This window comes from Acidovorax sp. JHL-3 (assembly GCF_000526295.1).
Classification (GTDB): Bacteria; Pseudomonadota; Gammaproteobacteria; order Burkholderiales; family Burkholderiaceae_C; genus Acidovorax; species Acidovorax defluvii.
This window is the reverse complement of sequence record NZ_JAFU01000001.1, coordinates 2,902,997-2,928,550: the sequence shown is the minus strand read 5'-3', so window position 1 is coordinate 2,928,550 and position 25,554 is coordinate 2,902,997. Positions and strand designations below refer to the sequence as shown.

Genomic DNA, 25,554 nt, shown 5'->3' with positions numbered 1-25,554 from the left:
GCTGTGCGTGGTTCATTCATTGATTTGCATGATTTATGCCGTCAGCCCTTATGTATAAAGCGCTAATAGCTATTGAACTAATAGCAACCGGTATTCAAAGACTTGTTTCCAGCTCGGCGGTTCGCTGGTCTACCGCCTCGCGAAGTGCCTTGCCCGGTTTGAAATGCGGCACGCGCTTTTCCGGAATGGCCACGGCTTCGCCGCTGCGCGGGTTGCGGCCCATGCGTGGCGGACGATGGTTGACCGAGAAACTGCCAAAGCCCCGGATCTCGATGCGGTGCCCATGCACCAGGGCATCGCCCACCGCGTCCAGTATGGTCTTGACGGCGAATTCGGCATCGCGGTGCGTGAGCTGACCAAAGCGGGCGGCCAGTTCTTCGACGAGGTCGGAGCGGGTCATGGAGTCTTGGGGCATGGCAGGAGAATCAAAGGCTGAAAGAGAAGCGGGCGCACAAGGCGCCCGCTGTCTGACCGTCTAGGGAGCCTCTGCACGAGTCATCGCGTCGTGTGCATCTGCGGACTCGGGCGGTCTGCGTTGTCGCAAATGCTCGCAATAGCCAGGCTATTGCTGCGCTTTGCGCCTAGCAGGCCACCGCGATCCGCAGCGCACACTTGCCGCTCGATTCGAGCAGATGCTCCCGGGTCAGTGCTTTACTTTTCCGAGTTGTCCAGCTTGGCGCGCAGCAGGGCGCCCAGGCTGGTCGTGCCGGCGCTTTCGCGGCTCGACTGCTGGCTCAGGTTGGCCATGGCGCCTTGTTCGTCGGCCATGTCCTTTTGCTTGATCGACAGCTGGATGTTGCGGGTCTTGCGATCCACATTGACCACCACAGCGGTGACTTCGTCGCCTTCCTTGAGCACGTTGCGGGCATCTTCCACGCGGTCGCGGGAGATTTCCGAAGCGCGCAGGTAGCCCACGATGTCTTCGCCGAGGTCGATTTCAGCGCCACGGGCGTCCACGGTCTTGACCTTGCCGGTCACCGTCTGGCCCTTGTCGTTCACGGTCACAAACGTGGTGAACGGGTCGCCATCCAACTGCTTGATGCCCAGGGAGATGCGCTCGCGGTCCACGTCCACGGCCAGCACGATGGCTTCGACTTCTTGGCCCTTCTTGTAGTTGCGAACAGCGGCTTCGCCGGTTTCGTTCCACGACAGGTCGGACAGGTGCACCAGGCCGTCGATGCCGGCAGCCAGACCCACGAACACGCCGAAGTCGGTGATCGACTTGATAGGACCCTTGACGCGGTCGCCGCGCTTCGTGTCCTGTGCGAATTCTTGCCATGGGTTGGCCTTGCACTGCTTCATGCCCAGGCTGATGCGGCGCTTGTCTTCGTCGATTTCCAGAACCATGACTTCGACTTCGTCGCCCAGCGAAACCAGCTTGGCGGGAGCGATGTTCTTGTTGGTCCAGTCCATTTCAGACACGTGCACCAGGCCTTCGATGCCGGGTTCGAGTTCGACGAACGCGCCGTAGTCGGCAATGTTCGTGATCTTGCCGAACAGACGGGTCGATTGTGGGTAGCGGCGGTTCACGCCCATCCATGGGTCGTCGCCCATCTGCTTCAGACCCAGCGAGACACGGTTCTTTTCGGTGTCGAACTTCAGGATCTTGGCAGTGATTTCCTGGCCAGCAGTCACCACTTCGGATGGGTGACGCACGCGGCGCCATGCCATGTCGGTGATGTGCAGCAGGCCGTCAATGCCGCCCAGGTCCACGAACGCACCGTATTCGGTGATGTTCTTGACCACGCCCTGAACGATGGAGCCTTCCTTGAGGGTTTCCATCAGCTTGGCGCGCTCTTCGCCCATGGAGGCTTCCACCACAGCGCGGCGGCTCAGCACCACGTTGTTGCGCTTGCGGTCGAGCTTGATGACCTTGAATTCCATGGTCTTGTTTTCGTACGGCGTCAGATCCTTGATCGGACGCGTATCGATCAGCGAACCGGGCAGGAATGCGCGGATGCCGTTGACCAGGACCGTGAGGCCGCCCTTGACCTTGCCGCTGGTCGTGCCAGTGACGAATTCGCCGGATTCGAGGGCCTTTTCCAGGCTCATCCACGAAGCCAGACGCTTTGCGGTGTCGCGCGACAGGATGGTGTCGCCGTAGCCGTTTTCGATGGAGCCAATGGCCACCGACACGAAGTCACCCACTTGGACTTCGACTTCGCCCTTGTCGTTCTTGAACTCTTCCAGCGGCACGTATGCTTCGGACTTGAGGCCGGCGTTGACCACGACGAAGTTGTGCTCGACGCGCACAACTTCAGCGGTGATGACTTCGCCTGGGCGCATTTCCGTGCGCTGCAAGGATTCTTCAAAAAGGGCGGCAAAAGATTCGGACATGTGTTTCCTTGCCACAAACAGGATTCCAGTAGCACCATTGCTACTGTTTTTATAGCTGCTTGCGGTGGTTTTTTGCGGTAAAACCGCGGGTTAGGTTATCGATCCAGGCAACCTGTGCGCTGGCGCGCGAGAGGGGTTGCATGGGCCTGTTGCAAGGCCTTGCAGTCTTGCCTGCGGGGCCCCTTTTTTAGGAAGGCCCCACACGTTTCAGCGTTGCGCAGTCACTGCGAAAGGCTGGCGCTCTTGCCACCATGACAACACCTGGTTGACGGCTTCATCAATCGTCAAGGTGGAGTTGTCCAGGACCAGAGCATCTTGCGCAGGCTTGAGGGGTGCAACGCTGCGGGAGCTATCCCGGGCATCACGCGCCTCCAGATCTGCGCGAAGGTCGTCAATACTAGCCGAAAAACCCTTTGAAATCAACTGTTTATGGCGGCGTTCTGCGCGGCAGGAAGCACTGGCCGTCAAAAACACCTTCAAAGGAGCGTCCGGGAAGATCACGGTGCCCATGTCCCGGCCATCGGCCACCAGCCCCGGCAGGCGCTGGAAGCCGTGCTGCAGGTCGACCAGTGCGGCGCGCACGGCAGGCAAGGCGGACACGCGCGAGGCGTTCATTCCGGCTTCTTCGGTGCGTATAGCGTCGGTCACGTCGTCGGCCCCCAGCAGTATGCGGCCTGCCTCAAACCGCACGGGGAGGCTGCGTGCAAGCGTGGCAATGGGCGCTTCGTGGGCGGCATCAATGCCCAGTCCCGCCCGCAGCGCAGCCAGCGCGGTGATGCGATACATGGCACCGGAGTCCAGGAATTCGTAGCCCAGGCGCTTGGCCACGGCCTCGGCCACCGTGCCCTTGCCGGAGGCCGTTGGGCCATCGATGGTGATCACGGGAACATGGCGGGGCAGGGCGTGGACCACCGAGAACAAAGCCTCGAAGTAGTCCGGAAACGTTTTGGCCACGCATTTGGGATCTTCGATGCGCACCGGCAGGTCGGCCGGGTTGAAGGCTGCCAGTGAGAAGCACATGGCCACGCGGTGGTCGTCGTAGGTGTGGATGCTGGCGGCTTTCCAGCCGGATGGCGCCCCCGCGCTCCCTGCTGAGGATGGTTCGCTTCCCCCCGAAGAAGCGCTAGCACATCGGGGCGGCCCGGCGGTGCCCGTGCCCGTTGTCGGCGGCGTAACCCGGATGAAGTCCGCACCTTCTTCCACCGTGGCACCGAGCTTGCGCAGCTCGGTGGCCATGGCGGCGATGCGGTCGGTTTCTTTCACACGCCAGCTGGCGATGTTGCGCAGCGTGGTGGTGCCTTCAGCATAGAGCGCCATGACGGCGAGTGTCATTGCGGCATCCGGGATATGGTTGCAGTCCAGATCAATGGCCTTGAGGGGCCATGCACCGCGTTCGATCTGCAGCCAGTTGGGGCCGCCCGTGACCACGGCTCCCATGGCCCGAGCTGCATCGACAAAGCGTATGTCGCCCTGGATCGAATCCAGGCCAACCCCCTGAATTTTGATGCCATTTTGGCCTTCAGTGCTTGATACAATTGCGCCAAGCGCTATGAAATAGCTAGCGGATGATGCGTCCGCTTCTACATGGATGTCGTCGGGAGACTGGTAGCGGCTGCCTGCAGCAATCGTGAACCGCTGCCAGTTCTGGTGTTCGACCACGATGCCAAAGCGCGCCAGCAACTGCAGGGTGATGGCGATGTAGGGCTTGGATATCAGCTCCCCCACCACGTCGATCGCGATGCTGTGCGTGCCAGCCGCCAGCGGCAGCGCCATGAGCAGGGCGGTAAGGAACTGGCTCGATACGTCGCCGCGCACGCGGATGGGCGAGGCAAGCGCCAACGCAGGCACGCCGTCCGCATGGGCGATGCGCAGTGGCGGATAGCCATCGTTGCCCAGGTAGTCAATATGGCAGCCCAGCTGACGCAGCGCATCGACAAGATCGCCAATCGGGCGCTCGTGCATGCGCGGCACCCCGGACAGCTCGAACTCGCCGCCCAGCAGCGCCAGCGCTGCCGTGAGAGGGCGCATGGCCGTGCCGGCATTGCCCATGAAAAGCTGAGCGGGCGATTGGGGCGATCGGTCACCCAGACCCGTGATGCGCACGGTGCTGCCTGCATCTTCGACCGTGCAACCGATCTGACGCAGCGCATCAAGCATCACGCGCGTGTCGTCGGAGGCCAGCAGGTCGTGCACGGTGGTGGTGCCACGGCTTAGCGCAGCCAGCAGCAGCACGCGGTTGGAGATGCTTTTGGAGCCGGGAAGGTGCACGCAGCCCCCGGCAGTGTCGAGCGGGGGCAGATCGAGAAAGGCGGTGCTGAACATCTATCGGTTTCTGGACGTGCGCTGTGCGCCCATGCGCCAGTGGGCGCGGGTTTCGCTGGCCAGGGTGAGCATGTCTTCCAGTCGCTGTGCATCGCCTTTTTCCATGGCCTGCTCAAAGGTGTGCAGGGCCTGCTGGAACAGGCGCGACTGGGCCAGCAACTCTTCACGGTTGGACAGCAAAATGTCGCGCCACATCTTGGGGTCGCCCGCAGCGATGCGGGTGAAGTCGCGAAACCCCGGACCTGCCAGCGACAAAAAATCATCGCCGTTTGATTGCCCGGTGATGCTGTTCATCATGGCAAACGCCAACAGATGCGGCAGGTGACTGATGGCCGCAAAGGCCGCATCGTGGGACTCGGGGGACATGCTGGTCACCCGGCAACCCAGCGCGGTCCAGACTTCTTCGGCTTTCTGCAACTGCGCTGTGAGGGTTCGCTCTATAGGGGTGAGGATGACCTGACGGCCACTGTAAAGCTCGGCGTCGGCGTGTTCCACACCGGAAACCTCGCGCCCTGTAATAGGGTGGGCCGGCACAAACGATCCCAGCTGGTCGCGCAGCGAGCGCCGGGCCGCCTGCACCACGTCGGCCTTGGTGGAACCCACGTCCATGATCAGCATTTGCGGAGTGACAAGGTGCTTGATGGCCTTGAGCGTGGCCTCCGTGGCGGCGACTGGCACGGCCAGCAGCACAATGTCGGCCCCTGCCACTGCCAGCAAGGCCGATGGCGCCTCGACGTCAATCACGCCCAGCTGGCGGGCGCGGTCGGTGGTGGAGGGCGATTTGCTGTAGCCCACCACCCGTTTGACGAGGCCTGCCTTTTTCATTGCCAGAGCGAAAGAGCCTCCCATGAGGCCGCAGCCGATCAGTCCGAGTTGTTCAAACATGGCGGCCTCTCATGCTGAAACGGGGTAGGTTCCCAGAACCTTGTAGAACGCGCACAGACTGCGCAGCTCTTCCAGAGCCCGCGCCACATGGGGGTGTGCGGGATGCCCGTCGAGGTCGATGTAGAAGTAATACTCCCACTGGCCGGTGCGCGCGGGGCGCGACTCAAAGCGTGTCATGGAGACACCATGGGTCTTGAGCGGCACGAGCAAGTCATGCACGGCGCCGGGCCGGTTGGGAACCGACACGATCAGGCTGGTGCAGTCCTTGCCGGAAGGCGGCGGAGTCTGCAGCGTGTCGGGCAGGCAGATGATGGCGAAGCGCGTGCGGTTGTAGGCGTCGTCCTGTATGGCGTGGGCGACGATGTGCAGGCCAAACTGCTGGGCCGCGCGCTCGCTGGACAAGGCGGCCCACGCGGGGTTGGTGGTGGCCAGGCGCGCGCCCTCGGCATTGCTGGAAACCGGGCGTCGCTCGGCATGCGGCAGGTGCTTGGACAGCCAGGCCTGGCACTGTGCCAGCGCTTGCGGATGGGCCAGCACCACGTCGATCCCGTCGAGCGAATTGCTCGTGCGCAGCAGGTTGTGGCGCACCAGCAAGCTCACCTCGCCGACCACATGGGTGGGCGTGTGCAGGAACATGTCGAGCGAGCGCGTGACCACGCCTTCGGTGGAGTTTTCGACACCCACCACGCCATATTGGGCGCTGCCGGCGGCAGTGGCATGAAAAACTTCATCGAAGTTGGCGCAATACATCAGGTCTGCGGCGCCGCCAAAGAACTCGATGGCCGCCTGTTCGCAGAACGTGCCTTCCGGGCCCAGCACGGCCACGCGTTGCGGCGATTCAAGCGCCAGGCAGGCGGACATGATTTCGCGCCAGATGGCGGCCACGTGGGCGCCCTTGAGCGGCCCGGGGTTGGCGGTCTGGATCTTCTCGATCACCTGCGCCACGCGGTCAGGGCGGAAGAAGGGCGTGCCTTCGCGTTTTTTGATTTCACCCACCCGCTCTGCCACCAGTGCGCGCTGGTTCAGCAGCGTGAGCAGTTGCTGGTCGATGTTGTCGATCTGCACGCGCAGGCTGGCGAGTTCGGGTGAGGCTTGCGGATTGTTCATGAATGACTGAGGCGTTCGCGGGGCGTGCGTCTGAACGGGTGTTCAGGCGTTTTTTTGTTCAAATTCTCGCATGTAGTCCACCAGCGCCTGCACGCCTGCCAGCGGCATCGCGTTGTAGATGCTGGCGCGCATGCCGCCGACCGACTTGTGCCCCTTGAGCTGCAGCAATCCGCGCTCCTTGGCGCCTGCCAGGAAGGCATCGTTGCGGCTTTCGTCCCGCAGGAAGAAGGGCACGTTCATGCGCGAGCGGCAGTTGGCCGCCACCTTGTTCACGTAGAACTGCGACTGGTCAATGGTGTCGTAGAGCAGGCGAGCCTTGGCGATGTTGCGCTGCTCCATTGCCGCCACACCGCTGTGGCTGCCTTCGCGCTGGCGCTTGAGCCACTGGAAGGTCAACCCCGCCACGTAGATGCCCCAGGTCGGGGGCGTGTTGTACATCGACTGGTTGTCGGCCACGGTTTTGTAGTCGAACGCGCTGGGGCACGAGGGCAGTGCGTGGCCCAGCAGGTCTTCGCGCACGACCACCAGCGTGAGGCCTGCGGGTCCCAGGTTCTTCTGGGCCCCGCCGAAGGCCAGGCCCACGCGCGACCAGTCCACGGGGCGCGAGGCCACATGGGACGAAAAATCGATCACCAGTGGGGCATCGCTGCCCAGCGCCTTCAGATCGGGCAACTGGTGGAATTCGATGCCATTGATGGTTTCATTGCTGCAGATGTGCAAATAGCTCGCTCCGCGGCTGATTTTCCATGCAGCCGGATCGGGCAGGGTCGTGAAACCAGCATCTTCCCCCGATGCGATCACGTTCACTTCAGACGCGTATTTGCGCGCTTCCTTTTGCGACTTATGGCTCCAGCTGCCGGTCACCACAAAATCGACGGCCCCAGCGCGCGACAGATTCATTGGCACGATGGCGTTTTCAGCCAGGCCGCCGCCTTGCATGAACAAAATCTTGAAATTGGCAGGCACCGCCAGCAGTTCGCGCAGGTCGGCTTCGGCCTGTTCGTAGATGGACAAAAACTCCTTGCCGCGATGGCTCATCTCCATCACGCCCATGCCGCTACCGTTCCAGTCCAGCATTTCGGCTGCAGCTTGTTCGAGGACTTCGTTGGGAATGGCGGCAGGGCCTGCCGAGAAGTTGTACGGGCGTGTCATTAAATATAGGTCAAAATGGCTGCTAGTGCTTACCAGTTAAGCGCTAACAGCTATTGTTTTTGTAGCATTCAATGCGCGACGAATCGTGCGCTGCTGAAATCAAGCGTCTGGCGAATCTGGAGCTTCGGGCGCAGCGGTGGCGCCACCGTCCGCGCCAGCGTCTCCATCAGTTTCGGCATCGGCCATGTTCGCGTCGTTTTCGACAATGCGCTGCAGGCCGCTGAGCTGGGAGCCCTCGTCCAGCGCAATCAGCGTCACGCCCTGCGTGGCACGGCCGAGTTCACGGATTTCGGACACGCGGGTGCGCACCAGCACGCCCTTGTCGGTGATCAGCATGATCTCGTCGTCGGCATGCACCAGCGTGGCGGCCACGACCTTGCCGTTGCGCTCGCTTTGCTGGATGGCAATCATCCCCTTGGTGCCACGGCCGTGGCGGGTGTATTCGGTGATGCTGGTGCGCTTGCCGTAGCCGTTGATGGTGGCCGTGAGCACACTTTGGGTTTCGTCTTCGGCCACCAGCATGGCGATCACGCTCTGGCCGTCTTCGAGCATCATGCCGCGCACGCCACGCGCCTGGCGGCCCAGCGGGCGCACGTCGTTTTCGTCGAAACGTACGGCCTTGCCACCGTCGGAAAACAGCATCACGTCGTGCTGGCCATCGGTGAGCGCAGCGCCGATCAGGTAGTCGCCGTCATCCAGGTTGACGGCAATGATGCCGCCCTTGCGCGGGTTGCTGAATTCGTCCAGCGCGGTCTTCTTCACGGTGCCCATGCTGGTGGCCATGAACACGTAGCGGTCGGCCGGGAAGGTGCGCATGTCGCCAGTGAGCGGCAGCACCACGTTGATTTTTTCACCGTCTTGCAGCGGGAACATGTTGACGATGGGGCGGCCACGCGATCCGCGCGAGCCGGCGGGCACTTCCCACACCTTGAGCCAATACAGGCGGCCCCGGTTGGAGAAGCACAGGATGTAGTCGTGCGTGTTCGCGATGAAGAGCTGGTCGATCCAGTCGTCTTCCTTCGTGGCTGTGGCCTGCTTGCCGCGCCCGCCGCGCTTTTGCGCGCGGTATTCGCTCAAGGGCTGGCTCTTGATGTAGCCGGTGTGGCTGAGCGTGACCACCATGTCGGTGGGGGTGATCAGGTCTTCGGTGGAGAGGTCCTGCGCGCTGTATTCCACCACGCTGCGGCGGGCGCCCAGCTTGTGCTGGCCGAATTCCTGCTTGATGGCGGTGAGTTCGTCGCCAATGATGACCGATACGCGCTCGGGTTTGGCCAGGATGTCGAGCAGGTCTTCGATGACCGCCATGACTTCCTTGTACTCGGCCACGATCTTGTCCTGCTCCAGACCGGTCAGGCGCTGCAGGCGCATTTGCAAAATTTCCTGGGCCTGCGTGTCCGACAGGCGGTACAGGCCGTCCTGGCCCATGCCGAATTCCTTTTCCAGGCCCTCGGGGCGGTAGTCATCGGCGTTGATCATCCCCCCATCGGCGCGGGTGCGCGTGAGCATTTCGCGCACCAGCTTGCTGTCCCACGAGCGTGTCATCAACTCCGCCTTGGCAACGGGCGGCGTGGGCGATTCGCGGATGATGCGGATGAAGTCGTCAATGTTCCCCAGCGCAATGGCCAAGCCTTCAAGCACATGGCCACGATCGCGCGCCTTGCGCAGTTCGAACACGGTGCGGCGCGTGACCACTTCGCGGCGGTGCTGCAGAAAGACACTGATCAAATCCTTGAGATTGCACAGACGCGGCTGGCCGTCGATCAGCGCCACCATGTTCATGCCGAAGGTGTCCTGCAGCTGCGTCTGCTTGTACAGGTTGTTGAGTACCACCTCGGGCACTTCGCCGCGCTTGAGTTCGATCACCAGGCGCATGCCTGATTTGTCCGACTCGTCCTGGATGTGGCTGATGCCTTCGATCTTTTTCTCATGCACCAGCTCGGCCATGCGCTCTTGTAGCGTCTTTTTGTTGACCTGGTAGGGCAGTTCGTCAACGATGATGGACTGGCGCTGGCCGCGGTCGATGTCCTCAAAGTGGCAGCGCGCACGCATCACCACCTTGCCGCGACCGGTGCGATAACCGTCCTTTACGCCATTGATGCCGTAGATGATGCCCGCAGTGGGGAAGTCTGGCGCGGGAATGATCTCCATCAACTCGTCGATGGTGGTTTCGGGGTTGCGCAGCATGTGAAGGCAACCATCCACCACCTCGTTGATGTTGTGCGGCGGAATATTGGTGGCCATGCCGACGGCAATACCTGCCGAGCCATTGACCAGCAGATTGGGCAGTTTGCTGGGCAGTACCAGCGGCTCTTTCTCGCTGCCGTCGTAGTTGGGGCCGAAATCGACGGTTTCCTTGTCGATATCGCCCAGCATTTCGTGCGCGATTTTCGCCAGGCGAATTTCGGTATATCGCATGGCTGCAGCGCTGTCACCATCCACCGATCCGAAGTTGCCTTGGCCATCTACCAGCATGTGGCGCAGCGAGAAATCCTGGGCCATGCGAACGATGGTGTCATACACCGCAGAGTCGCCGTGCGGGTGGTATTTACCAATCACGTCGCCCACGATACGGGCCGACTTTTTGTAGGGTCGATTCCAGTCGTTGTTGAGCTCGTGCATGGCAAAGAGCACGCGCCGGTGTACGGGTTTGAGGCCATCCCGTGCATCGGGCAAAGCTCGCCCCACGATAACGCTCATTGCGTAGTCGAGATAACTGCGCCGCATTTCCTCTTCGAGGCTGATCGGCAGGGTTTCTTTGGCAAACTGGGTCATTGGGAGGCGGCGGTGACGGCAAAGGAAAGCCATTTTAGGGGCAAGAGCGTGTAGCGCCTTAGCAACATATCGTGGCAATTGGGCTTTTGTCCTACGGAACCTAATGCACAGCCCCCGCACTTGCCCTGTTACGTATGGCACAATCGATTGAACGTTTTTGGTGATGGTCACCGATGACGTCCTGATTCGCAGCGCGGCTGCGGCTTTTTCCCCAAGAGGAGAACCATGAAGAAACTGAACAAAGTGGCGATGTTGTTTGCCTCCGCAGCGCTCGCAACCGCCGCTGGCGCACAAACCGTTGACAACTGGAAGAATGGCTCCGGCGAGCTGGTCTGGAAAAACGGCACCAATGAGTACTGCTGGCGCGATGCCTTCTGGACGCCCGCAACGGCTGCTCCAGGATGCGACGGTGCGTTGGTTGCTGCTCCTGCTGCTGCTCCTGTCGCTGCTGCACCCGCAGCTGCTGCACCTGCTGCCAAGCCTGCTCCAGCACCCGCCGTGGCCACCAAGGTGACCTACGCTGCTGACGCATTCTTTGACTTCGACAAGTCCGTGCTGAAGCCCGAAGGTAAGGCCAAGCTGGATGACCTGGCCTCCAAGGTCAAGGACATCAACTTGGAAGTCATCATAGCCGTGGGTCACACCGACTCCGTCGGTTCTGACGCCTACAACCAGAAGCTGTCCGTGCGTCGTTCCGAAGCAGTGAAGGCCTATCTGGTCTCCAAGGGCATCGAAAAGAACCGCGTGTACACCGAAGGCAAGGGTGAAAAGCAGCCTGTGGCTGACAACAAGACCAAGGAAGGTCGCGCCAAGAACCGCCGCGTCGAAATCGAAGTGGTTGGTACCCGCGCTACCAAGTAATCTTCGGATTGCTCAGAAAAAGGCCCCGAGATCGGGGCCTTTTTTTACGTCTGTCCGTTCGTTCTCCGTGGCTTGATGGAAAATGGCGATCATGAGTGAAACTGTGAATGCTGATCCCGCCGAATTGGCTAAATTTTCTGAACTAGCCCATCGATGGTGGGACACTGACAGCGAATTTCGTCCGCTGCACCAGATCAATCCGCTTCGACTCGGCTGGATTGATGGCTTGGCAGGCCTGTCTTCCAAGGTGGTGCTCGATGTGGGTTGTGGCGGAGGCATTCTGTCAGATTCCATGGCACGCAAGGGGGCCAATGTCACCGGCATTGATCTCTCCACAAAAGCACTGCGCGTAGCCCGGCTGCATGCTTTGGAGGCGCAAACTTCCAACCTCCAGTTCCGGGAAGTGAGTGTTGAAGCCTTGGCAGCAGAACAGCCGGCCAGTTTCGATGTTGTGACATGCATGGAAATGCTTGAGCATGTGCCAGACCCCGCGTCCGTCGTTAAGGCTTGCGCGCAGCTGGTTAAACCGGGGGGATGGGTCTTTTTTTCTACCATCAACCGTAACCCGAAGGCATTTGCGCTGGCCATCGTGGGGGCTGAGTACATTTTTAACATGCTGCCACGCGGTACGCATGAATACGCCAAACTGATTCGTCCAAGTGAACTTGCTGCCAGTTGCCGCGCAGCTGGTTTGGACGTCACGCACACCTGCGGCCTGGAGCACAATCCGCTCACGCGTCGCTATTGGCTGGGTAATGACACTAGTGTCAACTACATGTTTGCCACACGCCGTGGTGTTTGAAGCGCTGTATGTTTTCTGACGTTCGTGCCGTGTTGTTTGACTTGGATGGCACCTTGATCGACAGCGCACCTGACCTCGGTGCTGCCGCAGACAAAATGCGCACCGACCGGGGGATGCCCTCGTTGCCAGCAGAGCGTTATCGCCCAATGGCTGGTGCTGGGGCGAGGGGCATGCTGGGCGAGGCTTTTGGCATGACGCCCGAGCACCCAGACTACGAAGCATTGCGTGAAGAGTTTTTCGTCAATTACGAAACTCGAATGACCCATCTGACCACTGTTTTTGATGGCGTCGGTCATCTGATTGTGCAGTTGCTTCAGCGGCAACTGATGTGGGGCGTGGTCACCAACAAATCGGCCCGTTTTACGGAGCCGCTCACGTTTGCCATGCCGCTGTTTGCTACTGCTGGGGCGGTTGTGAGTGGAGATTCAACACCTCACGCCAAGCCGCATCCTGCTCCGCTCCTGGAAGCTGCATCGCGTCTGGGATTGAATCCTGACCGCTGTATTTATGTGGGCGACGATCACCGAGATATCGTCGCGGGGCTTGCTGCCGGAATGGGAACCGTAGCGGCGACGTATGGATATCTGGGGGATAGGGCTGATCCCCTGCAATGGGGCGCCCACGCGGTAATTAATTCACCGCTTGACCTCTTGCAATTGCTTGAGAAGGCCTAAAATACGCTTTGTAGGGGCTGTCCTGGTTTCGACGTGGGTTCGGAATCGGTGTGGTGCATGTCGAGCTTGAGTCACGCTCGTAAATCTCGATTTAAAAAACTAACTGCAAACGACGAACGTTTCGCACTCGCTGCTTAATTGCCAGTGAGCCTTGCAACAGTTGGCCGATGGGCTGGGCAAGGGGGTTCTGAGCAATCAGCGCCTCCCGGCTGCAAGGATAATTACATGGGCTGGCTCTGATCCGGGTACCTTGGGTTGGGGTGAGAAAATAGGGTGCTGGCGGCCGGTGTAGCGTGCGACTGCGCGACAAAGGTGGCGAGACTTAAATCAGACCGCTAAACATGTAGATCTGCCCGATGAAGGCTTGCGGACGCGGGTTCAATTCCCGCCAGCTCCACCACTATTTGAAAAACCAACCGTTCTCGGTTGGTTTTTTTTCGCCCGTTCCCCCCAGTGTTGGCGCGGGTTTGGGCCTTGCTGCGACGGACGCTGCCGCCCCGGACAGCCCCGTTTCGGGCGGTTTTTCGTTCTCAGTTCCCGCCCATTCTCTGTTTCTGCGAAGGACGTCGCCGCGCCCGAGCAAGCATTGACGCGGGTTTCTGGCTCCTTGTTCGTCACGAAAACCGCCTTCACGCTGGCGACTCGACCCCAGACCGCGCTACCCGTTCACGATGGGACGAACCTCCCAGGTTACAGCGATCTCCGGTCGGTAGACCGCCTCGTTGCCGTGCTTGATGGAGTCCTTCAGGTGTTGGGCCAGCGGCTTGTCGTACTTGTCGATCTGCTTGATGGCCCGGTCGACGGCGTTGCGGAACGCGTCGCGGACGTTTTTTCTCCTGTCGGCGACCTTGCGCAGCTTGCCTCCCTTACCTTGGGCTCCCGTCACTGCCGCCACGAGTTGGGCCATTTCGATCTGGATTTCCTCGAGGCGCTCATGGTCGCCGTCTGCCTCGGCATCTGCCTTTTCGCTGACCAGTTCGTTGAATCTGCCACGGTACTGCTGGATCGCCTTTCTGTCGGCCACCACGCCTGCATCACCCAGCGGCACCCCGACAGAGACTTGATACCCCTCTTCGATGTCGTCGTGATCCAGTCCGGTGTTCGCAGCGGACTCAATGATCCCGATTTCGCTCCCGCAAACGACCTCAAAAACCGAGGTCTCTCGGGCGGGATGTGCAAGCAACAGGTTGATGTACTCGGCCCCTTTGTCCACGCCCTGGATCAGGATGGGGTGTCGCCCACGCCCTTGGAAACGTGCCTCCCAGACGTTGCCGCGCTTTCGGAAGATGTTGTCCGGCATCTTTTCTGCCGACGCGACGGCGGGTACCGAGATCACAGAACCTGACTCGTAGACCGTCCGAAGCAGACAGTCACCCGGGAGCGTGCGTTCCCGAATCGCGGTGATGTTCCGGGAAACCAACTCATCAAGGGCCCCGGTCACCTCGGTGGCGTGCCGCTTGTACAGGTCGAACACGCGTTGCGCCGCCTGAGCTGTGCTGCCGTCGAGGTACCGAAAAACCCGACTCACCTCGGCGTAGCTGCTGATGAACTGGGTCACATCGGTCAGCGACTTCACCTGATTGGCCCGTTCGAGGTAGGCCGCCGCCATGATCTTGTCGTCGCCCTTGTTGCGACTCTGAGTAAAAACGTCGACCTTGTAGTGGTCAGCAGGGTCGTACTGGTCGGCCTTTGCCGCGACCACGGCAAACCGGCGGTCGATGCACTGCGAGCAGCCGCCGCAATGGGTGTGCTGGTTCGTCATCTCCCAGGTGTGGGTGCAGGTCATCGAGTGCGCGATCAGATCGGCGCATCCAGCCTTGGTGATGACCTCGACGACATCTGCCTTGGTCTTCCAGATGAACGGGTTCTCGATGGTGAAGGGCTCGCCCGCCACCAGGGAGATGATCTCTTGGAAGCCCTTCATGACCTTGGGGTGCGTCGTTCGCGTGGCGCGGCCACCGGCGACTTGGGCGCACACCGGCAGATTCAGGCTGATGACCCCGTTTTCGTAGAAGCGAACGCTCTTGAGGCCGAGCATCTTGGCGATGGTTGCGCCAATCGACATGTACAGGAAAGATCGGCTGCGCTGGGTGTACTCGTGGTTCAGCCCTTTGGTCTTGTGAACACGGACGCTGATGTGGTGTGGCGCGTTGTCCCCGGCCTTCGCCGCCAGCAGCGTTTCCATATTTCGGTGGCGGTTGTTCAGCTTCGGTGTCGACTTGTGCGTCACCAGCACCACACGGCGCTTCTGCGTCAGGATTTCCTCAATCGCGCCACCCAGGGAGTCCAGGCCACCGGAGAACATCACCACCTGCTCGGGACGCCCGAATAGCTGCTGGGTGTCGTTGAATTCAAGGTATTCCTGGATCGTGTGATCCTGATCCATCTGGACGAAGTCGAACTGGTAGTTGTCGTCGGACAAAAAGCCCAAGGTCGACCGCAACGTTGCAAGGACATTCTCAGAGCGCCAGAACTCAAGATTGCGGACAGGTACTGTTGGCGCCGATTCAAAATTGAGCCACCGTGCCGATTGAATTTTGAGCCAGGGCTAATGGCCAACCTGTGAAGGTCGGCTGTGGATAAGTGTAGTGCCTTGGGTCGGTTTTGGTCTCCTTGGTGATCGAGCTCGGTGGTCGTCCGTTGAGGGCAAGCCGCGCAGGGCGAAGCCCGTAGCGGCTTGCCCTTGAACCGCTCAGAACGGCTCAGCCTTCTTGGCCTGTTCGCGTGCCTTGATGCGTTTCTTGGCCACGGCTGTGCTGTGCATGAACCTGTGGGACTCGTTGCCCGTCTCGACGATGTGGCAGTGGTGCGTGAGTCGATCCAGCAGTGCCGTGGTCATCTTGGCGTCGCCGAACACGCTGGACCATTCCTTGAAGTCCAGGTTGGTGGTGATCATCACGCTGGTCTGCTCGTAGAGCTTGCTCAGCAGGTGGAACAGCAAGGCGCCGCCTGCCTGGCTGAAGGGCAGGTAGCCCAGCTCATCAAGGATGACCAGGTCCATGCGCTGCAAGCTCGCTGCGATGCGGCCTGCCTTGCCTTGGGCCTTCTCCTGCTCCAGTGCGTTGACCAGATCCACCGTGGAGTAAAACCGCACGCGTGAGCCATGGCGCGTGATGCCCGCCACGCCGATGGCCGTGGCCAGATGCGTCTTGCCCGTGCCGGGGCCACCCACTAGCACCACGTTGTGCGCCTGCTCGGTGAACGCCATGCTGGCCAACTGCTCGATGAGCTTTTTGTCCACGGGCGAGCATTCGAAGTCGAAGCCCGCCAGGTCGCGGTGCACGGGGAACTTCGCCGTGTGCATCTGGTAGCTCACTGAGCGCATGGCCCTGTCCGTGACTTCCGCTTGCAGCAGGTGCTCCAGCAGCCAGCGCGAGCTCTCCAGCGTGGCGTGGCCGCGTTGCTTGACCAGGTCCTCCCAGGCCCCGGCCATGCCGTACAGGCGCAGCTCTTTGAACTCCTTGTCCAGCTCACGCATGATCGGCCTCCTGCATGTCGCTGCCAGCGCGCAGGCGGTCATAGCGCGCCGTGTCGGCCAGGGGTGTCTGGCTCACTTGCAGGTTGGTCGCAACCGTCTCGGGCAGGGGCTGCGCTTGCAGGCGGCCGAGCACGTTGATGACGTGCTCGGTGCTCACCCGCCCCGATGGCGGCGCACTCTCCAGGGCCAACTCCACCGCCACCAGCACGGCGTCCAGCCCTTGCTTGGGCACCTCGGCCAGTACCTGCGCCATCACCCTGTCGCCCCCCTCCTGGTGCAGCAAGCCTTTGCGCATGCGCTGCAATGGCTCGGGCAGGTCTGCAAAGGGCGCGCCGTTGCGCAGCGCGCCCGGCTTGCGCTCGATCAGCGGCACGTAATGCTGCCAGTCGTAGCGGGTCTGGTTGCGATCGCTCAGGCGCTCGTGCGTGGCCACCATAGCATCGCCGGCCACCACCACGATCTGCGCCGGGTACAGGTGTGTGCTGACCATTTGCCCCGCCCATTCGCAGGGCACCGAGTAGCGGTTGCGCGCCACCGTCACCAGGCAGGTGCTGCTCACCTTGGCCGGGTTCTCAACATAGCCATCAAAGGCCACCGGCATCGGCATCAGGTGGCTTTGCTCCAGCTCCAGCATCTCGGCGATGCTGAACGCTTTGTGCTGCGGGTGGCGCAGCTCTCGCCACAGAGCCCGGCAGCGCTCGCCCAGCCACGCATTGAGCTCGGTAAAGCTGCCAAAGCGCCGTTGCCCCGCCTCCACCCAGATGCGACGGCGGCTGTCTTGCACATCCTTCTCCACGCGCCCCTTCTCCCAGCCGCTGGCACGGTTGCAAAAATCAGGGTCGAACAGATAGTGCGCGCACATGGCTGCAAAGCGCGCATTGACCACGCGGCCTTTGCCCTTCTTGACTTTGTCGACCGCCGTCTTCATGTTGTCGTAGATGCCACGGCGTGCCACGCCACCCAGCGCTGCAAAGCTGCGGGTGTGCGCATCGAACAGCATCTCGTGGCCTTGGCTGGGGTAGGCCACCAGCCAGAAGGCCCCACTGGCACACAGCTTCATGTGCGAGACCTGCATGCGGTAGTACACCCCGCCCACCAGCAAGCCGTCTTCGCTCCAGTCGAACTGGAAGGCCTCGCCAAGCTCGAAGGTCAATGGCACGAAGGCCTTGCAGGCCGCCTGTTGGCCTTCACCTTGGCGCCACTTGCGGATGAAGTCCGTCACCCGCGTGTAGCCACCTTCGTAGCCCGCTGCCTTGATCTGCGTGAACAAGGCCTTGGCCGTGCGCCGCTCCTTCTTGGGCCGCTTGGCATCGGCCTTCAAGGCTTGCTTGAGCTCCGCCTCGTGCGCCGACAGCTTGGTCGCCTTCGCCGCCTCCCGGCGGTACTTGGGCTCGACCGGCTGCGCCTCGTCCAGCCACTTGGCCACCGTGTTGCGAGACAGGCCCGTGGTCCTCGATATCTCCCGCTTCGTCTTCTTGTCCCGGCGGTGCATCCGCCGTATCTTGCCAATCATGTCCATGGTGATCACCCTCTTCATTCCCTTGCTGCACAAAACAGCAGGGTAGGTAAAACACCTGGCTCAGTTTTAGGTCGGCATCACACCAAAAAGTGGCTCAGTTTTCGGTCGGCGTCAACAGCACCCTCCAGCAGTACGCCGGGCGCCTGCACCGTGAGCACGCCTCCAAGGCCGACGTGCGGATTATTGACTTCGTGGACACCGGTCACCCGGCGCTTCTGAGGATGTGGGACAAGCGGCAGGCCGGTTACAAGGCGATGGGATACCGATTGGGTCGTGACATGGCTGTGACTGAATGACGGCTGCAAATTTCCTCTCAAACCCGCAGCAACCCGCACCAGTGCTCATAAGCTCGGGAGGCCAGTCAGCAGGTGGTCAACCGTCCGCCACCATAATTTGAAATCCCAACCCTTATCGGTTGGGACTTTTTTGCGCGTGCCCTTTGTGGTGGCGCGGTTTCGCGCTTTGGTCTCTTGGGCATCGCCCTCAGGAAGCCGTCGTTCCGGGCATGTAATCTGCCGTTTTTCTCGCTGAGTTCTCCGTTGCCTTCTTGAGAAATTTTTTCTGTAACCGTTACTTTTGGGGCTTCCGTTCTGCGCAGTGCTCTCGGGGGTGCTAGGATTAAAAGCTCCCTCCATTTGGGAGGGCGGTGCCAATCATGCAGACAGCGGGGGGAGCCGCATACGATGAGCGATGCGGTTTACTACTACATGCCCCTTTTCAAGCAGGGTGTGTCCGTTCAGTTTGGGCAGAGCCGGGAGACGGTAAGCCATGTTGTGATCCGGCGCAATGCCATGCGCGTCTATCTGGTGGGCCACGAGACTCCCGTGCATCCCGACATGTTGACCCTGGAGCCCACCGCGTTTTCGCTCACGCGTGTCCTGGATAGCTTCTGAAGGAGTGCTTTCACTGTTGGAGTGGCGTCAATATTGCTCGAAGTGCACCTGCGGTTTATTGGCGCTGGGCCATAGATTCACCTAGTTGAATAGGTCGTGCCGCGGCCCAATGGGCGTTGAACTGCAGCGGCCCCTTCGGAAATAGCATCACCACGGTAGATCCCAGTAGAAAACGACCCATCTCTTCGCCTTGCCGCAGGGCCACCTGACCTGGCGTGTAGCCCCATTGACGCAGCTGACCAGTGCGCGGAGGATTTACTTGGCCATGCCACACGGTGGCCATGCTGCCCACGATGGTGGCGCCCACCAGCACCAGCACAAATGGCCCATGTGCCGATTCAAAAACGCACACGACGCGCTCATTGCGTGCGAACAGGCCAGGCACGCCACGCGCAGTGGTGGGGTTCACAGAAAATAGGTCACCCGGCACATGCACCATGCGCGTGAGCTGACCCGCGCAGGGCATGTGAATACGGTGGTAATCGCGTGGGCTCAGGTACAAGGTGGCGAAGTGGCCGTGGTCAAAGCGCGCTGCAAGCAGCGCATCACCACCGATCAGCGCTGTTGTGGAATAGCGGTGGCCTTTGGCCTGGAAAACCTGGTCTTTATCGATGCTACCGAATTGGCTGATGGTTCCGTCCACCGGGCAGATCAGATCGGCCGATGCCAGCGGACGTACGCCAGGTTTCAAAGAGCGTGTGAAGAAGTCGTTGAACGACGCATAGCTGGCGACGTCGGGGTTGGCAGCCTCCGCCATGTTCACGTCGTAACGTGCCACAAAGCGGCGTATCACTGCCGTGGTCAAACTTCCTAAATGTGCAGAGGCAAATTTGCCAGCCAGGGTGGTGAGGGCCCGCTTGGGCATGATGTATTGCGGCAAAACTGCCAAGCGATCAGACACGGACGAACCCTCAAGGACGAAAGCGGCTGATTCTATCGGTCGCATGCCGTGGCATGTTGTGCTGCGCACCCACCGACTGTGGCGGATGCAGCAAGAGAGGGATTTGACCTTTGCCGGGCGGTCTGTCTTGGCGACATAGGCAGGACGGGGACATCGCGCTACAATTGTCAGGCTCATGCACAGCGCCTCGCCTGTCCATTGAAGCCGTCTCACCGGCCTCTTTTCTGATCTGCACCCCGGGTGCAGCGACTCCCCCGCCCGCAAAGCACCGTGCTCCGAGCCCCCAGAAGGCACGGTGACGGCGGTTGTGGATGCACGATGTGCCGGCGCATCAACCACAGAATATTTGTTTTTAAGAGATACACATGGCCAAAGAAGAACTGATTGAAATGCAAGGCTCCGTGACGGAAGTTTTGCCCGACTCGCGTTTTCGCGTAACCCTGGAAAACGGCCATCAGTTGATTGCCTACACCGGTGGAAAGATGCGCAAGCACCATATCCGCATTCTGGCGGGTGACAAGGTCTCGCTGGAACTGTCGCCTTACGATTTGACCAAGGGCCGCATCACTTTCCGCCATCTGGCCGGTCGTGGCCCTGGTCCTTCGAGTCGTTGATTCTTTGCCGGTGACCTCAGTGGCTGGAGAGATGTAAAAAAAGAAATGCATCAGACTCCAAACAGCTCTGAATTCCGGGATAGAATACGAGCTGTCGGAGCGTAGCGCAGCCTGGTAGCGCATCTGCTTTGGGAGCAGAGGGTCGCGAGTTCGAATCCCGCCGCTCCGACCATTGTTCAAAGGACTTGCAGCAAACGCTGCAAGTCCTTTTTTGTTGCCTGTCAGATACCCAACTTGGCAGACTGAGCGCTATGTTGCGATTCGGCGCAGCTATGCTGCCGAGTGCAATGCCGCGACACCCATGACCGTTCATCACCCGCTCTCCACCGCCACCAGTCCCCACGCTCGCTATGACAGCGTGGATGCCCTTCGGGGCTTTGCCATGCTGTGGATGACTGTTTTCCACTTTTGTTTCGATCTGAGCCATTTTGGCTATTGGCCACAGAGTTTTCGTGCTGATCCTTTTTGGACTCTGCAGCGCACCGCCATCGTGAGCCTCTTTCTTTTCTGTGCTGGTCTCGGTCAGGCCATCGCCTTACAGCAAGGGCAGGGGTGGGTGCGGTTTGGTCGGCGCTGGCTCCAGATTGCTGGCTGCGCCGTGCTGGTGACGGTCAGTTCGTGGGTGATGTTTCCGCAAAGCTTTATCTATTTCGGTGTGCTGCATGGCATGGCGGTCATGCTGGTGGTGGCCCGGTGCACCGCGGGCTGGGGGCGCTGGCTTTGGCTGGCGGGAGCCATTGCACTGGCGCTGCCGTGGTGTGCAAAGCTGCTCCTGTCGGGTGTGGATGCTGAGTGGGCGCCGCTGTTGAATGGGCGCGCTTTGAACTGGCTTGGCCTGGTGTCCCGCAAGCCGTTTACAGAGGACTACGTGCCGGTGCTGCCCTGGCTGGGAATCATCTGGTGGGGTCTGGCTGCTGGGCAGTGGATGCTGTCCCGACCGGTATCGTTGGTGCCGCTGGGTGTGCCGTTGTTCTTGCGGCCACTGGCATCTCTCGGGCGGTGGAGTCTGAGCTACTACATGGTGCATCAGCCAGTCATGATCGGTGGCCTGATGGTGCTGGGCTGGGTGCTCAAGAGATAAGGCCCTGCGAGGCGCGCTGATTTCCAAGGGAAGCGCGAAAGGCGCTTTCACCATAAAAAAACGCGGCCTGGACCGCGTTTTTCTATTGTGGAGCCTGCGTTCAGTGCGAACGCATTCAGGCACTTTTTATTCGACCTTGGCCTTGGCGCGCAGTTCTTCCTGGAACTTGGCCAGCTTTTGCTGCTGCAGTTGCTGCGCAACTTGCGGCTTGACCTCGTCCAGCTTGGGCAACTGGGCTTGGCGCATGTCGTCCAGGCGGATCACGTGCCAGCCAAACTGGCTCTTCACAGGGGTCTCGGTCATCTTGCCCTTGCTGAGCTTGATCAGGGCTTCCGTGAATTCGCTCACATAGCTGGCGGGGTTGGCCCAGTCCAGATCGCCGCCCTTGGCGCCAGAGCCTGGGTCTTTGGACTGCTTCTTGGCGATATCTTCAAACTTGGCACCCTTTTTGATGGATGCAATGATGGCTTTGGCATCCGCTTCCTTGTCCACCAGGATGTGGCTGGCCTTGTATTCCTTGCCGCTGTTGTTGGCCACGAACTTGTCGTACTCGGCCTGGATTTCAGCGTCGGTCACGGGGTTGTTCTTCTGGTAGTCGGCGAACAGTTCGCGGATCAGGATGGTTTGGCGGGCCAGCTCCATTTGCGTTTTGTAGTCGGCAGATCCTTCGAGGCCGCGCTTTTGGGCTTCCTGCAGGAAGATTTCGCGGGCGATCACTTCTTCCTTGATCTGACCTTCCACTTCAGGGGTGACGGGGCGGCCGGACCGCTCTACCTGCTGGCGCAGAACTTCGGCGCGCTCTTTGGGCACGGCCTTGCCATTCACGATGGCAAGGTTCTGGGCGGATACGGGCAGGGCCATCGTGCCCAGCACGGCAGCGGCCACGAGGCCGGACAGGAGCTGTTTCTTCATGCGGAATCCAAAAAGTGAGAAAGTGATTACAGGCCGAAGGCCGGCAACAGTAAAGATGGGGGCCGGGTCAGAGAACTTCAATGACGATGGCGTGAACGCCCTGGTCAATAAATTCTTGCAGCGCATCATACACAAGGCGATGCTGCGCAACGCGGCTTCTTCCGGTAAACAAAGGTGACGCAATGCGCACCCTGAAATGGGTGCCGAAACCCGTGCCGTTGGCGCCCGCATGGCCTGTGTGGGCGGCACTTTCATCTACTACCTCCACCACGGTGGGGTTGAGCTTTTCAGCCAGGCGCTGCTGCATGACCTGGGCCAGGGCGGGAAGCGGGATCGTGGTCATGCTTGTGGCCCCTTGGTGTCTTCGGTGTCCTTCATGTAGCGGCTGAGATACAGCGCTTGCGCCAGCACAAAAACAAACATCAGCCCCATGCCACCGAAAAGCTTGAAGGTGACCCAGGTGTCGGTATCAAAGTTGTAAGCCACCCAGAGGTTGAGCACGCCCATGACGGCAAAGAAGCCCGTCCAGCTCCAGTTCATGGTGCGCCATGCTGATTCCGGCAAGTCCATCTGAGCGCCCATCAGGGACTTGAGCAGGTTTTTGCGGAAAAACAGCTGGCCGCCCAGCAGTGCGCCACCCATCAACCAATAGAGCACGGTGGGCTTCCACTTGATGAAGGTGTCGCTTTGCGACAGCAGCGTGGCGCCTCCGAAGAGCACGATCACCCCGAGGCTGAGCCATTGCATGGGTTCGACCTTGCCGTGCTTGAAATGCAGGTAGCCGATCTGCACCACCGTGGCGGCAATGGCCACGGCTGTGGCGATGTAGATACCCCAGATCTTGAATGCCGCGAAGAACAGGAAGATGGGAAAGAAGTCGATCAGTAGTTTCATGTCGCCAGAGGTTGGGGTGACGGCCTGGGCCGGTTCAAGGGGTCTTCTGTGTGAAGTCGAGTGAGGCGGAGTTCATGCAGTAGCGCAGGCCTGTTGGTGCCGGGCCGTCTTCGAAGACATGGCCCAGATGCGCCCCGCATTGTGCACACACGGTTTCGGTGCGCACCATGCCGTGGCTGCGATCGACGATGTCTGCAATGGCTCCGGGCACTGCCTGCGAAAAGCTCGGCCAGCCGCAGCCGGCATCAAACTTGGTGCCCGCATCAAACAACTTGGCGCCGCAGCAGATGCAGTGGTAGGTGCCGTCTGCCCAGTGTGCTTCGTATTTGCCGGTGAAGGGGCGCTCGGTGGCCGCATGGCGTGTAACCTGCAGCGCGCCGGGCTCGGCACCCTTTTCCTGGAGCAGCGTTTGCCATTCGGCGTCGGTTTTCTGGATGGGGTAGCTCATGATGAACAGCTGATCTCGATGGATGAGGCCCAGTCGGGCGGGAAGTCTGCCCAGGCGTCGTGGCCGGGATGCTCGTCAAACGGACGCTCCAGCAGGCGCTGCAGGGTTTGGAATTCGGAGAAATCACCAAGTTTCGCAGCCCGGATGGCCTGCTCGCCCAGGTGGTTGCGCAGCACGAACTTGGGATTGTTGTTTAGCATCAAATCGGCCGCTATCCCTTTATTTGTAAGTGCAGTTAGCTCACTATATGATAGCAACCACTGGTCCCAGCCCGCACGGTCGGCAAACAGGTCGCGCACCAGTTCAAAATGGTTTTGCGCGACGGCGTGCGACAGGCGGCGCCAAAAGATGGTGTAGTCCACTCCGTTTTCTGCCAGCAGCAGCAAGATCCCGTCGATCAATTCGGCATCGTCGGCACGCTCGCCGGCAAGGCCCAGCTTGGCGCGCATGCGGGCCATGAAGTCGGTGGAAAAAACGGTTTTGTACGACGCAAGGGCCTCCCGGGCCAACTCTTCGTCGCCGATCAGCGGCATCAAGGCCTGGGCCAGGCAATGCAGATTCCAGTAGGCCACGTTGGGCTGGCGGTTGAAGGCATATCGGCCCTGGGTGTCGCTGTGGTTGCAGACGTGGCCGGGCGCAAAGGCATCCAGAAACTGAAAGGGGCCGTAGTCGATGGTCAAACCCAGAATGCTCATGTTGTCGGTGTTCATCACACCATGACAAAACCCCACGGCCTGCCAGTGCGCCATCAGGGTTGCCGTGCGCTCGCTCACGGCCTGCAGCAACGCTGCATAGGCGTTGCCACCAGGCTGCCCGGTGGTGCGGCGGGCCGGGTAATACCGGTCGATCACATAGTCGGCCAGCGCGCGCAGCTCGTCCACCTTGCCACGGGCGGCGAAATGCTCGAAATGGCCGAAACGGATAAAACTCTGCGCCACCCGGGTCACCACGGCAGCGGTTTCAATTTCTTCGCGGCGCACGGGCGCCGGTGACCCTGTTAAGCACAAGGCCCGCGAGGTGGGGATGCCGAGCGCGTGCATGGCTTCGCTGCACAGGAATTCGCGGATGCTCGAACGCAGCACGGCGCGCCCATCGCCCATGCGCGAGTAGGGGGTTCGGCCGCTGCCTTTGAGCTGCACCTCCAGCCCGCCCATGGTTTCGCCCAGCAGGATGGCCCGCCCGTCGCCCAGCTGCCCGGCCCACACGCCAAACTGGTGGCCGCTGTAAACGCTGGCCAGGGGGCTGCTGCCGGGCAGGCGGGCATTGCCCGTGAACGCATGCAGCGCTTCGTCCGACGCCATCCAGTCTGCATCAAGCGCCAGCAGTTGCGCCACGCCGGTGCTGGTGCCTATCCAGTGCGGTTGGGGCAGGGGGGTGGGCTCCAATGCGGTGAAAAACGTGGGCCCCAGGCTGGCGAACGCACCCTGGCTGGTCCATTCCAGAGGCGAGGTGGCAGTGCTGGTGGCAAGCGGGTTCATCGGTGCATTGTCTCGCAGCCACGATGCCCCGGCCCTTGCAGGGCCATGCCCGCGCAGCGGATTTGGCGTTGGGTGGCGCAGCCCTTCAATGGGCCTTGTGACTTGGGGGAGGCTTCATCTGCGTATTGTGTGACTTGGCGTCTGACACAGCGACTCAGGCAGCACGATCTGAAAAATGGGCAAGCAGCCTGAGGCGCTGGCCCCGCCCGCCAACTGTCTGGCGCGCGACAGGTGTTGGCGCGAAGAAGGCAACGCTGCACACTGTGGCCCAGGCCGTGGGGCGCGCGAGGCCTTGCATCCATCTCAATCGGCAGCGGGCACCTAGGCGGCGGGCGATCGGTTGCAGGGCCGCGCACTGAGCCGGTTTGCGCACACTGGCCACGGTAGGATAAGGATTCCAATCAACATGATATTCAAGGAGCAC

23 protein-coding genes, 1 tRNA gene and 1 other RNA gene are annotated in these 25,554 nt (G+C 60.8%); 9 read left to right on the top strand and 16 right to left on the bottom strand.

The annotated features are described in order from the left end of the window. Window positions 1-94 precede the first annotated feature (94 nt). From K226_RS0113600 to gyrA, 7 genes are all read right to left on the bottom strand, one after another. Window positions 95-415 carry an integration host factor subunit beta gene (locus tag K226_RS0113600; RefSeq protein WP_024815341.1) on the bottom strand — a complete coding sequence of 107 codons (321 nt, stop codon included), beginning with the start codon at window positions 413-415 and terminating at the stop codon, window positions 95-97. Between the two features lie 236 nt (window positions 416-651). Beyond that, window positions 652-2,352, bottom strand: a complete 1,701-nt coding sequence (gene rpsA, locus K226_RS0113595; RefSeq protein ID WP_291324728.1) for a 30S ribosomal protein S1 — start codon at window positions 2,350-2,352, stop codon at window positions 652-654. Window positions 2,353-2,544: 192 nt separating this feature from the next. Continuing rightward, window positions 2,545-4,659 (bottom strand): bifunctional 3-phosphoshikimate 1-carboxyvinyltransferase/cytidylate kinase, encoded by a 2,115-nt coding sequence (locus K226_RS0113590; RefSeq protein ID WP_024815339.1) that lies wholly within the window; start codon window positions 4,657-4,659, stop codon window positions 2,545-2,547. After that, complete coding sequence (locus K226_RS0113585) at window positions 4,660-5,544, bottom strand: prephenate dehydrogenase/arogenate dehydrogenase family protein (RefSeq protein ID WP_024815338.1); 885 nt, start codon at window positions 5,542-5,544, stop codon at window positions 4,660-4,662. 9 nt (window positions 5,545-5,553) lie between these two features. Beyond that, entirely contained in the window at window positions 5,554-6,651 is a 1,098-nt protein-coding gene (pheA, locus tag K226_RS0113580; RefSeq protein ID WP_024815337.1) for a prephenate dehydratase, read from the bottom strand. Window positions 6,652-6,693: 42 nt separating this feature from the next. Further along, on the bottom strand, window positions 6,694-7,803 hold the full coding sequence (gene serC / locus K226_RS0113575) for a 3-phosphoserine/phosphohydroxythreonine transaminase (protein WP_024815336.1): 1,110 nt from the start codon (window positions 7,801-7,803) through the stop codon (window positions 6,694-6,696). A 99-nt stretch (window positions 7,804-7,902) separates the two neighbouring features. Further along, complete coding sequence (gene gyrA, locus K226_RS0113570) at window positions 7,903-10,575, bottom strand: DNA gyrase subunit A (protein WP_024815335.1); 2,673 nt, start codon at window positions 10,573-10,575, stop codon at window positions 7,903-7,905. Between the two features lie 225 nt (window positions 10,576-10,800). Between gyrA and ompA the strand changes: the two genes are divergently transcribed. From ompA to ssrA, 4 genes are all read left to right on the top strand, one after another. Continuing rightward, window positions 10,801-11,436, top strand: a complete 636-nt coding sequence (gene ompA / locus K226_RS0113565) for an outer membrane protein OmpA (protein ID WP_024815334.1) — start codon at window positions 10,801-10,803, stop codon at window positions 11,434-11,436. A 91-nt stretch (window positions 11,437-11,527) separates the two neighbouring features. Next, complete coding sequence (gene ubiG / locus K226_RS0113560; RefSeq protein ID WP_024815333.1) at window positions 11,528-12,238, top strand: bifunctional 2-polyprenyl-6-hydroxyphenol methylase/3-demethylubiquinol 3-O-methyltransferase UbiG; 711 nt, start codon at window positions 11,528-11,530, stop codon at window positions 12,236-12,238. Between the two features lie 8 nt (window positions 12,239-12,246). After that, window positions 12,247-12,912 (top strand): HAD family hydrolase, encoded by a 666-nt coding sequence (locus K226_RS0113555; RefSeq protein ID WP_024815332.1) that lies wholly within the window; start codon window positions 12,247-12,249, stop codon window positions 12,910-12,912. A 13-nt stretch (window positions 12,913-12,925) separates the two neighbouring features. Beyond that, window positions 12,926-13,312: a transfer-messenger RNA gene (gene ssrA / locus K226_RS19555) on the top strand. A 258-nt stretch (window positions 13,313-13,570) separates the two neighbouring features. Here ssrA and K226_RS0113550 read toward each other — a convergent pair. From K226_RS0113550 to istA, 3 genes are all read right to left on the bottom strand, one after another. Further along, on the bottom strand, window positions 13,571-15,334 hold the full coding sequence (locus K226_RS0113550; RefSeq protein WP_238324230.1) for a 7-cyano-7-deazaguanine synthase: 1,764 nt from the start codon (window positions 15,332-15,334) through the stop codon (window positions 13,571-13,573). Window positions 15,335-15,604: 270 nt separating this feature from the next. Beyond that, window positions 15,605-16,390, bottom strand: a complete 786-nt coding sequence (gene istB, locus K226_RS0113545; protein WP_024813819.1) for an IS21-like element helper ATPase IstB — start codon at window positions 16,388-16,390, stop codon at window positions 15,605-15,607. After that, entirely contained in the window at window positions 16,383-17,909 is a 1,527-nt protein-coding gene (gene istA / locus K226_RS0113540; protein ID WP_024813818.1) for an IS21 family transposase, read from the bottom strand. Before istA ends, istB begins: the two co-directional genes overlap by 8 nt. An 89-nt stretch (window positions 17,910-17,998) precedes the next feature. Between istA and K226_RS0113535 the strand changes: the two genes are divergently transcribed. Together K226_RS0113535 and K226_RS0113530 are read left to right on the top strand one after the other, a co-directional pair. After that, a complete protein-coding gene (locus K226_RS0113535) occupies window positions 17,999-18,205 on the top strand; it encodes a hypothetical protein (RefSeq protein ID WP_024815330.1) in 207 nt (68 codons plus the stop codon). Between the two features lie 387 nt (window positions 18,206-18,592). Then, window positions 18,593-18,802 (top strand): hypothetical protein, encoded by a 210-nt coding sequence (locus K226_RS0113530; RefSeq protein ID WP_024815329.1) that lies wholly within the window; start codon window positions 18,593-18,595, stop codon window positions 18,800-18,802. A 55-nt stretch (window positions 18,803-18,857) separates the two neighbouring features. Here the strand turns inward: K226_RS0113530 and asd are convergent, their stop codons facing one another. Then, window positions 18,858-19,703 (bottom strand): archaetidylserine decarboxylase, encoded by an 846-nt coding sequence (asd, locus tag K226_RS0113525; protein WP_024815328.1) that lies wholly within the window; start codon window positions 19,701-19,703, stop codon window positions 18,858-18,860. 365 nt (window positions 19,704-20,068) lie between these two features. Between asd and infA the strand changes: the two genes are divergently transcribed. The 3 genes from infA (at window position 20,069) to K226_RS0113510 (ending at window position 21,398) form a co-directional block, all read left to right on the top strand. Further along, a complete protein-coding gene (infA, locus tag K226_RS0113520) occupies window positions 20,069-20,317 on the top strand; it encodes a translation initiation factor IF-1 (RefSeq protein WP_024815327.1) in 249 nt (82 codons plus the stop codon). Window positions 20,318-20,412: 95 nt separating this feature from the next. Beyond that, a tRNA-Pro gene (locus K226_RS0113515) sits at window positions 20,413-20,489 on the top strand. Between the two features lie 129 nt (window positions 20,490-20,618). Continuing rightward, window positions 20,619-21,398, top strand: a complete 780-nt coding sequence (locus K226_RS0113510) for a heparan-alpha-glucosaminide N-acetyltransferase (RefSeq protein WP_024815326.1) — start codon at window positions 20,619-20,621, stop codon at window positions 21,396-21,398. Window positions 21,399-21,524: 126 nt separating this feature from the next. On the opposite strand, the gene K226_RS0113505 is transcribed toward K226_RS0113510, so the two are convergent. The 5 genes from K226_RS0113505 to K226_RS0113485 form a co-directional block, all read right to left on the bottom strand. Next, window positions 21,525-22,310: a peptidylprolyl isomerase gene (locus K226_RS0113505; protein ID WP_024815325.1), complete on the bottom strand. Its 786-nt coding sequence runs from the start codon at window positions 22,308-22,310 to the stop codon at window positions 21,525-21,527. A 67-nt stretch (window positions 22,311-22,377) separates the two neighbouring features. Continuing rightward, entirely contained in the window at window positions 22,378-22,653 is a 276-nt protein-coding gene (locus tag K226_RS0113500) for a BolA family transcriptional regulator (protein WP_024815324.1), read from the bottom strand. Beyond that, window positions 22,650-23,204 carry a septation protein A gene (locus K226_RS0113495; protein ID WP_024815323.1) on the bottom strand — a complete coding sequence of 185 codons (555 nt, stop codon included), beginning with the start codon at window positions 23,202-23,204 and terminating at the stop codon, window positions 22,650-22,652. The genes K226_RS0113500 and K226_RS0113495 overlap by 4 nt, the downstream gene beginning before the upstream one ends. 34 nt (window positions 23,205-23,238) lie before the next feature. Beyond that, the gene (gene msrB, locus K226_RS0113490) at window positions 23,239-23,652 is read right to left on the bottom strand and encodes a peptide-methionine (R)-S-oxide reductase MsrB (RefSeq protein WP_024815322.1); all 414 of its coding nucleotides are present in this window, start codon (window positions 23,650-23,652) and stop codon (window positions 23,239-23,241) included. Then, a complete protein-coding gene (locus K226_RS0113485) occupies window positions 23,649-25,130 on the bottom strand; it encodes a YdiU family protein (RefSeq protein WP_024815321.1) in 1,482 nt (493 codons plus the stop codon). The genes msrB and K226_RS0113485 overlap by 4 nt, the downstream gene beginning before the upstream one ends. Window positions 25,131-25,554: the final 424 nt, after the last annotated feature.

Bases quoted from the DNA above. Each gene is read 5' to 3' on its own strand.
- ompA (WP_024815334.1), top strand. From the start codon at position 10,801: ATGAAGAAACTGAACAAAGTGGCGATGTTGTTTGCCTCCGCAGCGCTC.
- K226_RS0113510 (WP_024815326.1), top strand. From the start codon at position 20,619: ATGACCGTTCATCACCCGCTCTCCACCGCCACCAGTCCCCACGCTCGC.
- K226_RS0113485 (WP_024815321.1), bottom strand. From the start codon at position 25,130: ATGAACCCGCTTGCCACCAGCACTGCCACCTCGCCTCTGGAATGGACC.
- msrB (WP_024815322.1), bottom strand. From the start codon at position 23,652: ATGAGCTACCCCATCCAGAAAACCGACGCCGAATGGCAAACGCTGCTC.
- gyrA (WP_024815335.1), bottom strand. From the start codon at position 10,575: ATGACCCAGTTTGCCAAAGAAACCCTGCCGATCAGCCTCGAAGAGGAA.
- K226_RS0113495 (WP_024815323.1), bottom strand. From the start codon at position 23,204: ATGAAACTACTGATCGACTTCTTTCCCATCTTCCTGTTCTTCGCGGCA.
- ubiG (WP_024815333.1), top strand. From the start codon at position 11,528: ATGAGTGAAACTGTGAATGCTGATCCCGCCGAATTGGCTAAATTTTCT.
- pheA (WP_024815337.1), bottom strand. From the start codon at position 6,651: ATGAACAATCCGCAAGCCTCACCCGAACTCGCCAGCCTGCGCGTGCAG.
- K226_RS0113585 (WP_024815338.1), bottom strand. From the start codon at position 5,544: ATGTTTGAACAACTCGGACTGATCGGCTGCGGCCTCATGGGAGGCTCT.
- infA (WP_024815327.1), top strand. From the start codon at position 20,069: ATGGCCAAAGAAGAACTGATTGAAATGCAAGGCTCCGTGACGGAAGTT.
- K226_RS0113505 (WP_024815325.1), bottom strand. From the start codon at position 22,310: ATGAAGAAACAGCTCCTGTCCGGCCTCGTGGCCGCTGCCGTGCTGGGC.
- K226_RS0113590 (WP_024815339.1), bottom strand. From the start codon at position 4,659: ATGTTCAGCACCGCCTTTCTCGATCTGCCCCCGCTCGACACTGCCGGG.
- serC (WP_024815336.1), bottom strand. From the start codon at position 7,803: ATGACACGCCCGTACAACTTCTCGGCAGGCCCTGCCGCCATTCCCAAC.
- K226_RS0113530 (WP_024815329.1), top strand. From the start codon at position 18,593: ATGAGCGATGCGGTTTACTACTACATGCCCCTTTTCAAGCAGGGTGTG.
- K226_RS0113555 (WP_024815332.1), top strand. From the start codon at position 12,247: ATGTTTTCTGACGTTCGTGCCGTGTTGTTTGACTTGGATGGCACCTTG.
- K226_RS0113600 (WP_024815341.1), bottom strand. From the start codon at position 415: ATGCCCCAAGACTCCATGACCCGCTCCGACCTCGTCGAAGAACTGGCC.
- istA (WP_024813818.1), bottom strand. From the start codon at position 17,909: ATGGACATGATTGGCAAGATACGGCGGATGCACCGCCGGGACAAGAAG.
- K226_RS0113500 (WP_024815324.1), bottom strand. From the start codon at position 22,653: ATGACCACGATCCCGCTTCCCGCCCTGGCCCAGGTCATGCAGCAGCGC.
- istB (WP_024813819.1), bottom strand. From the start codon at position 16,390: ATGCGTGAGCTGGACAAGGAGTTCAAAGAGCTGCGCCTGTACGGCATG.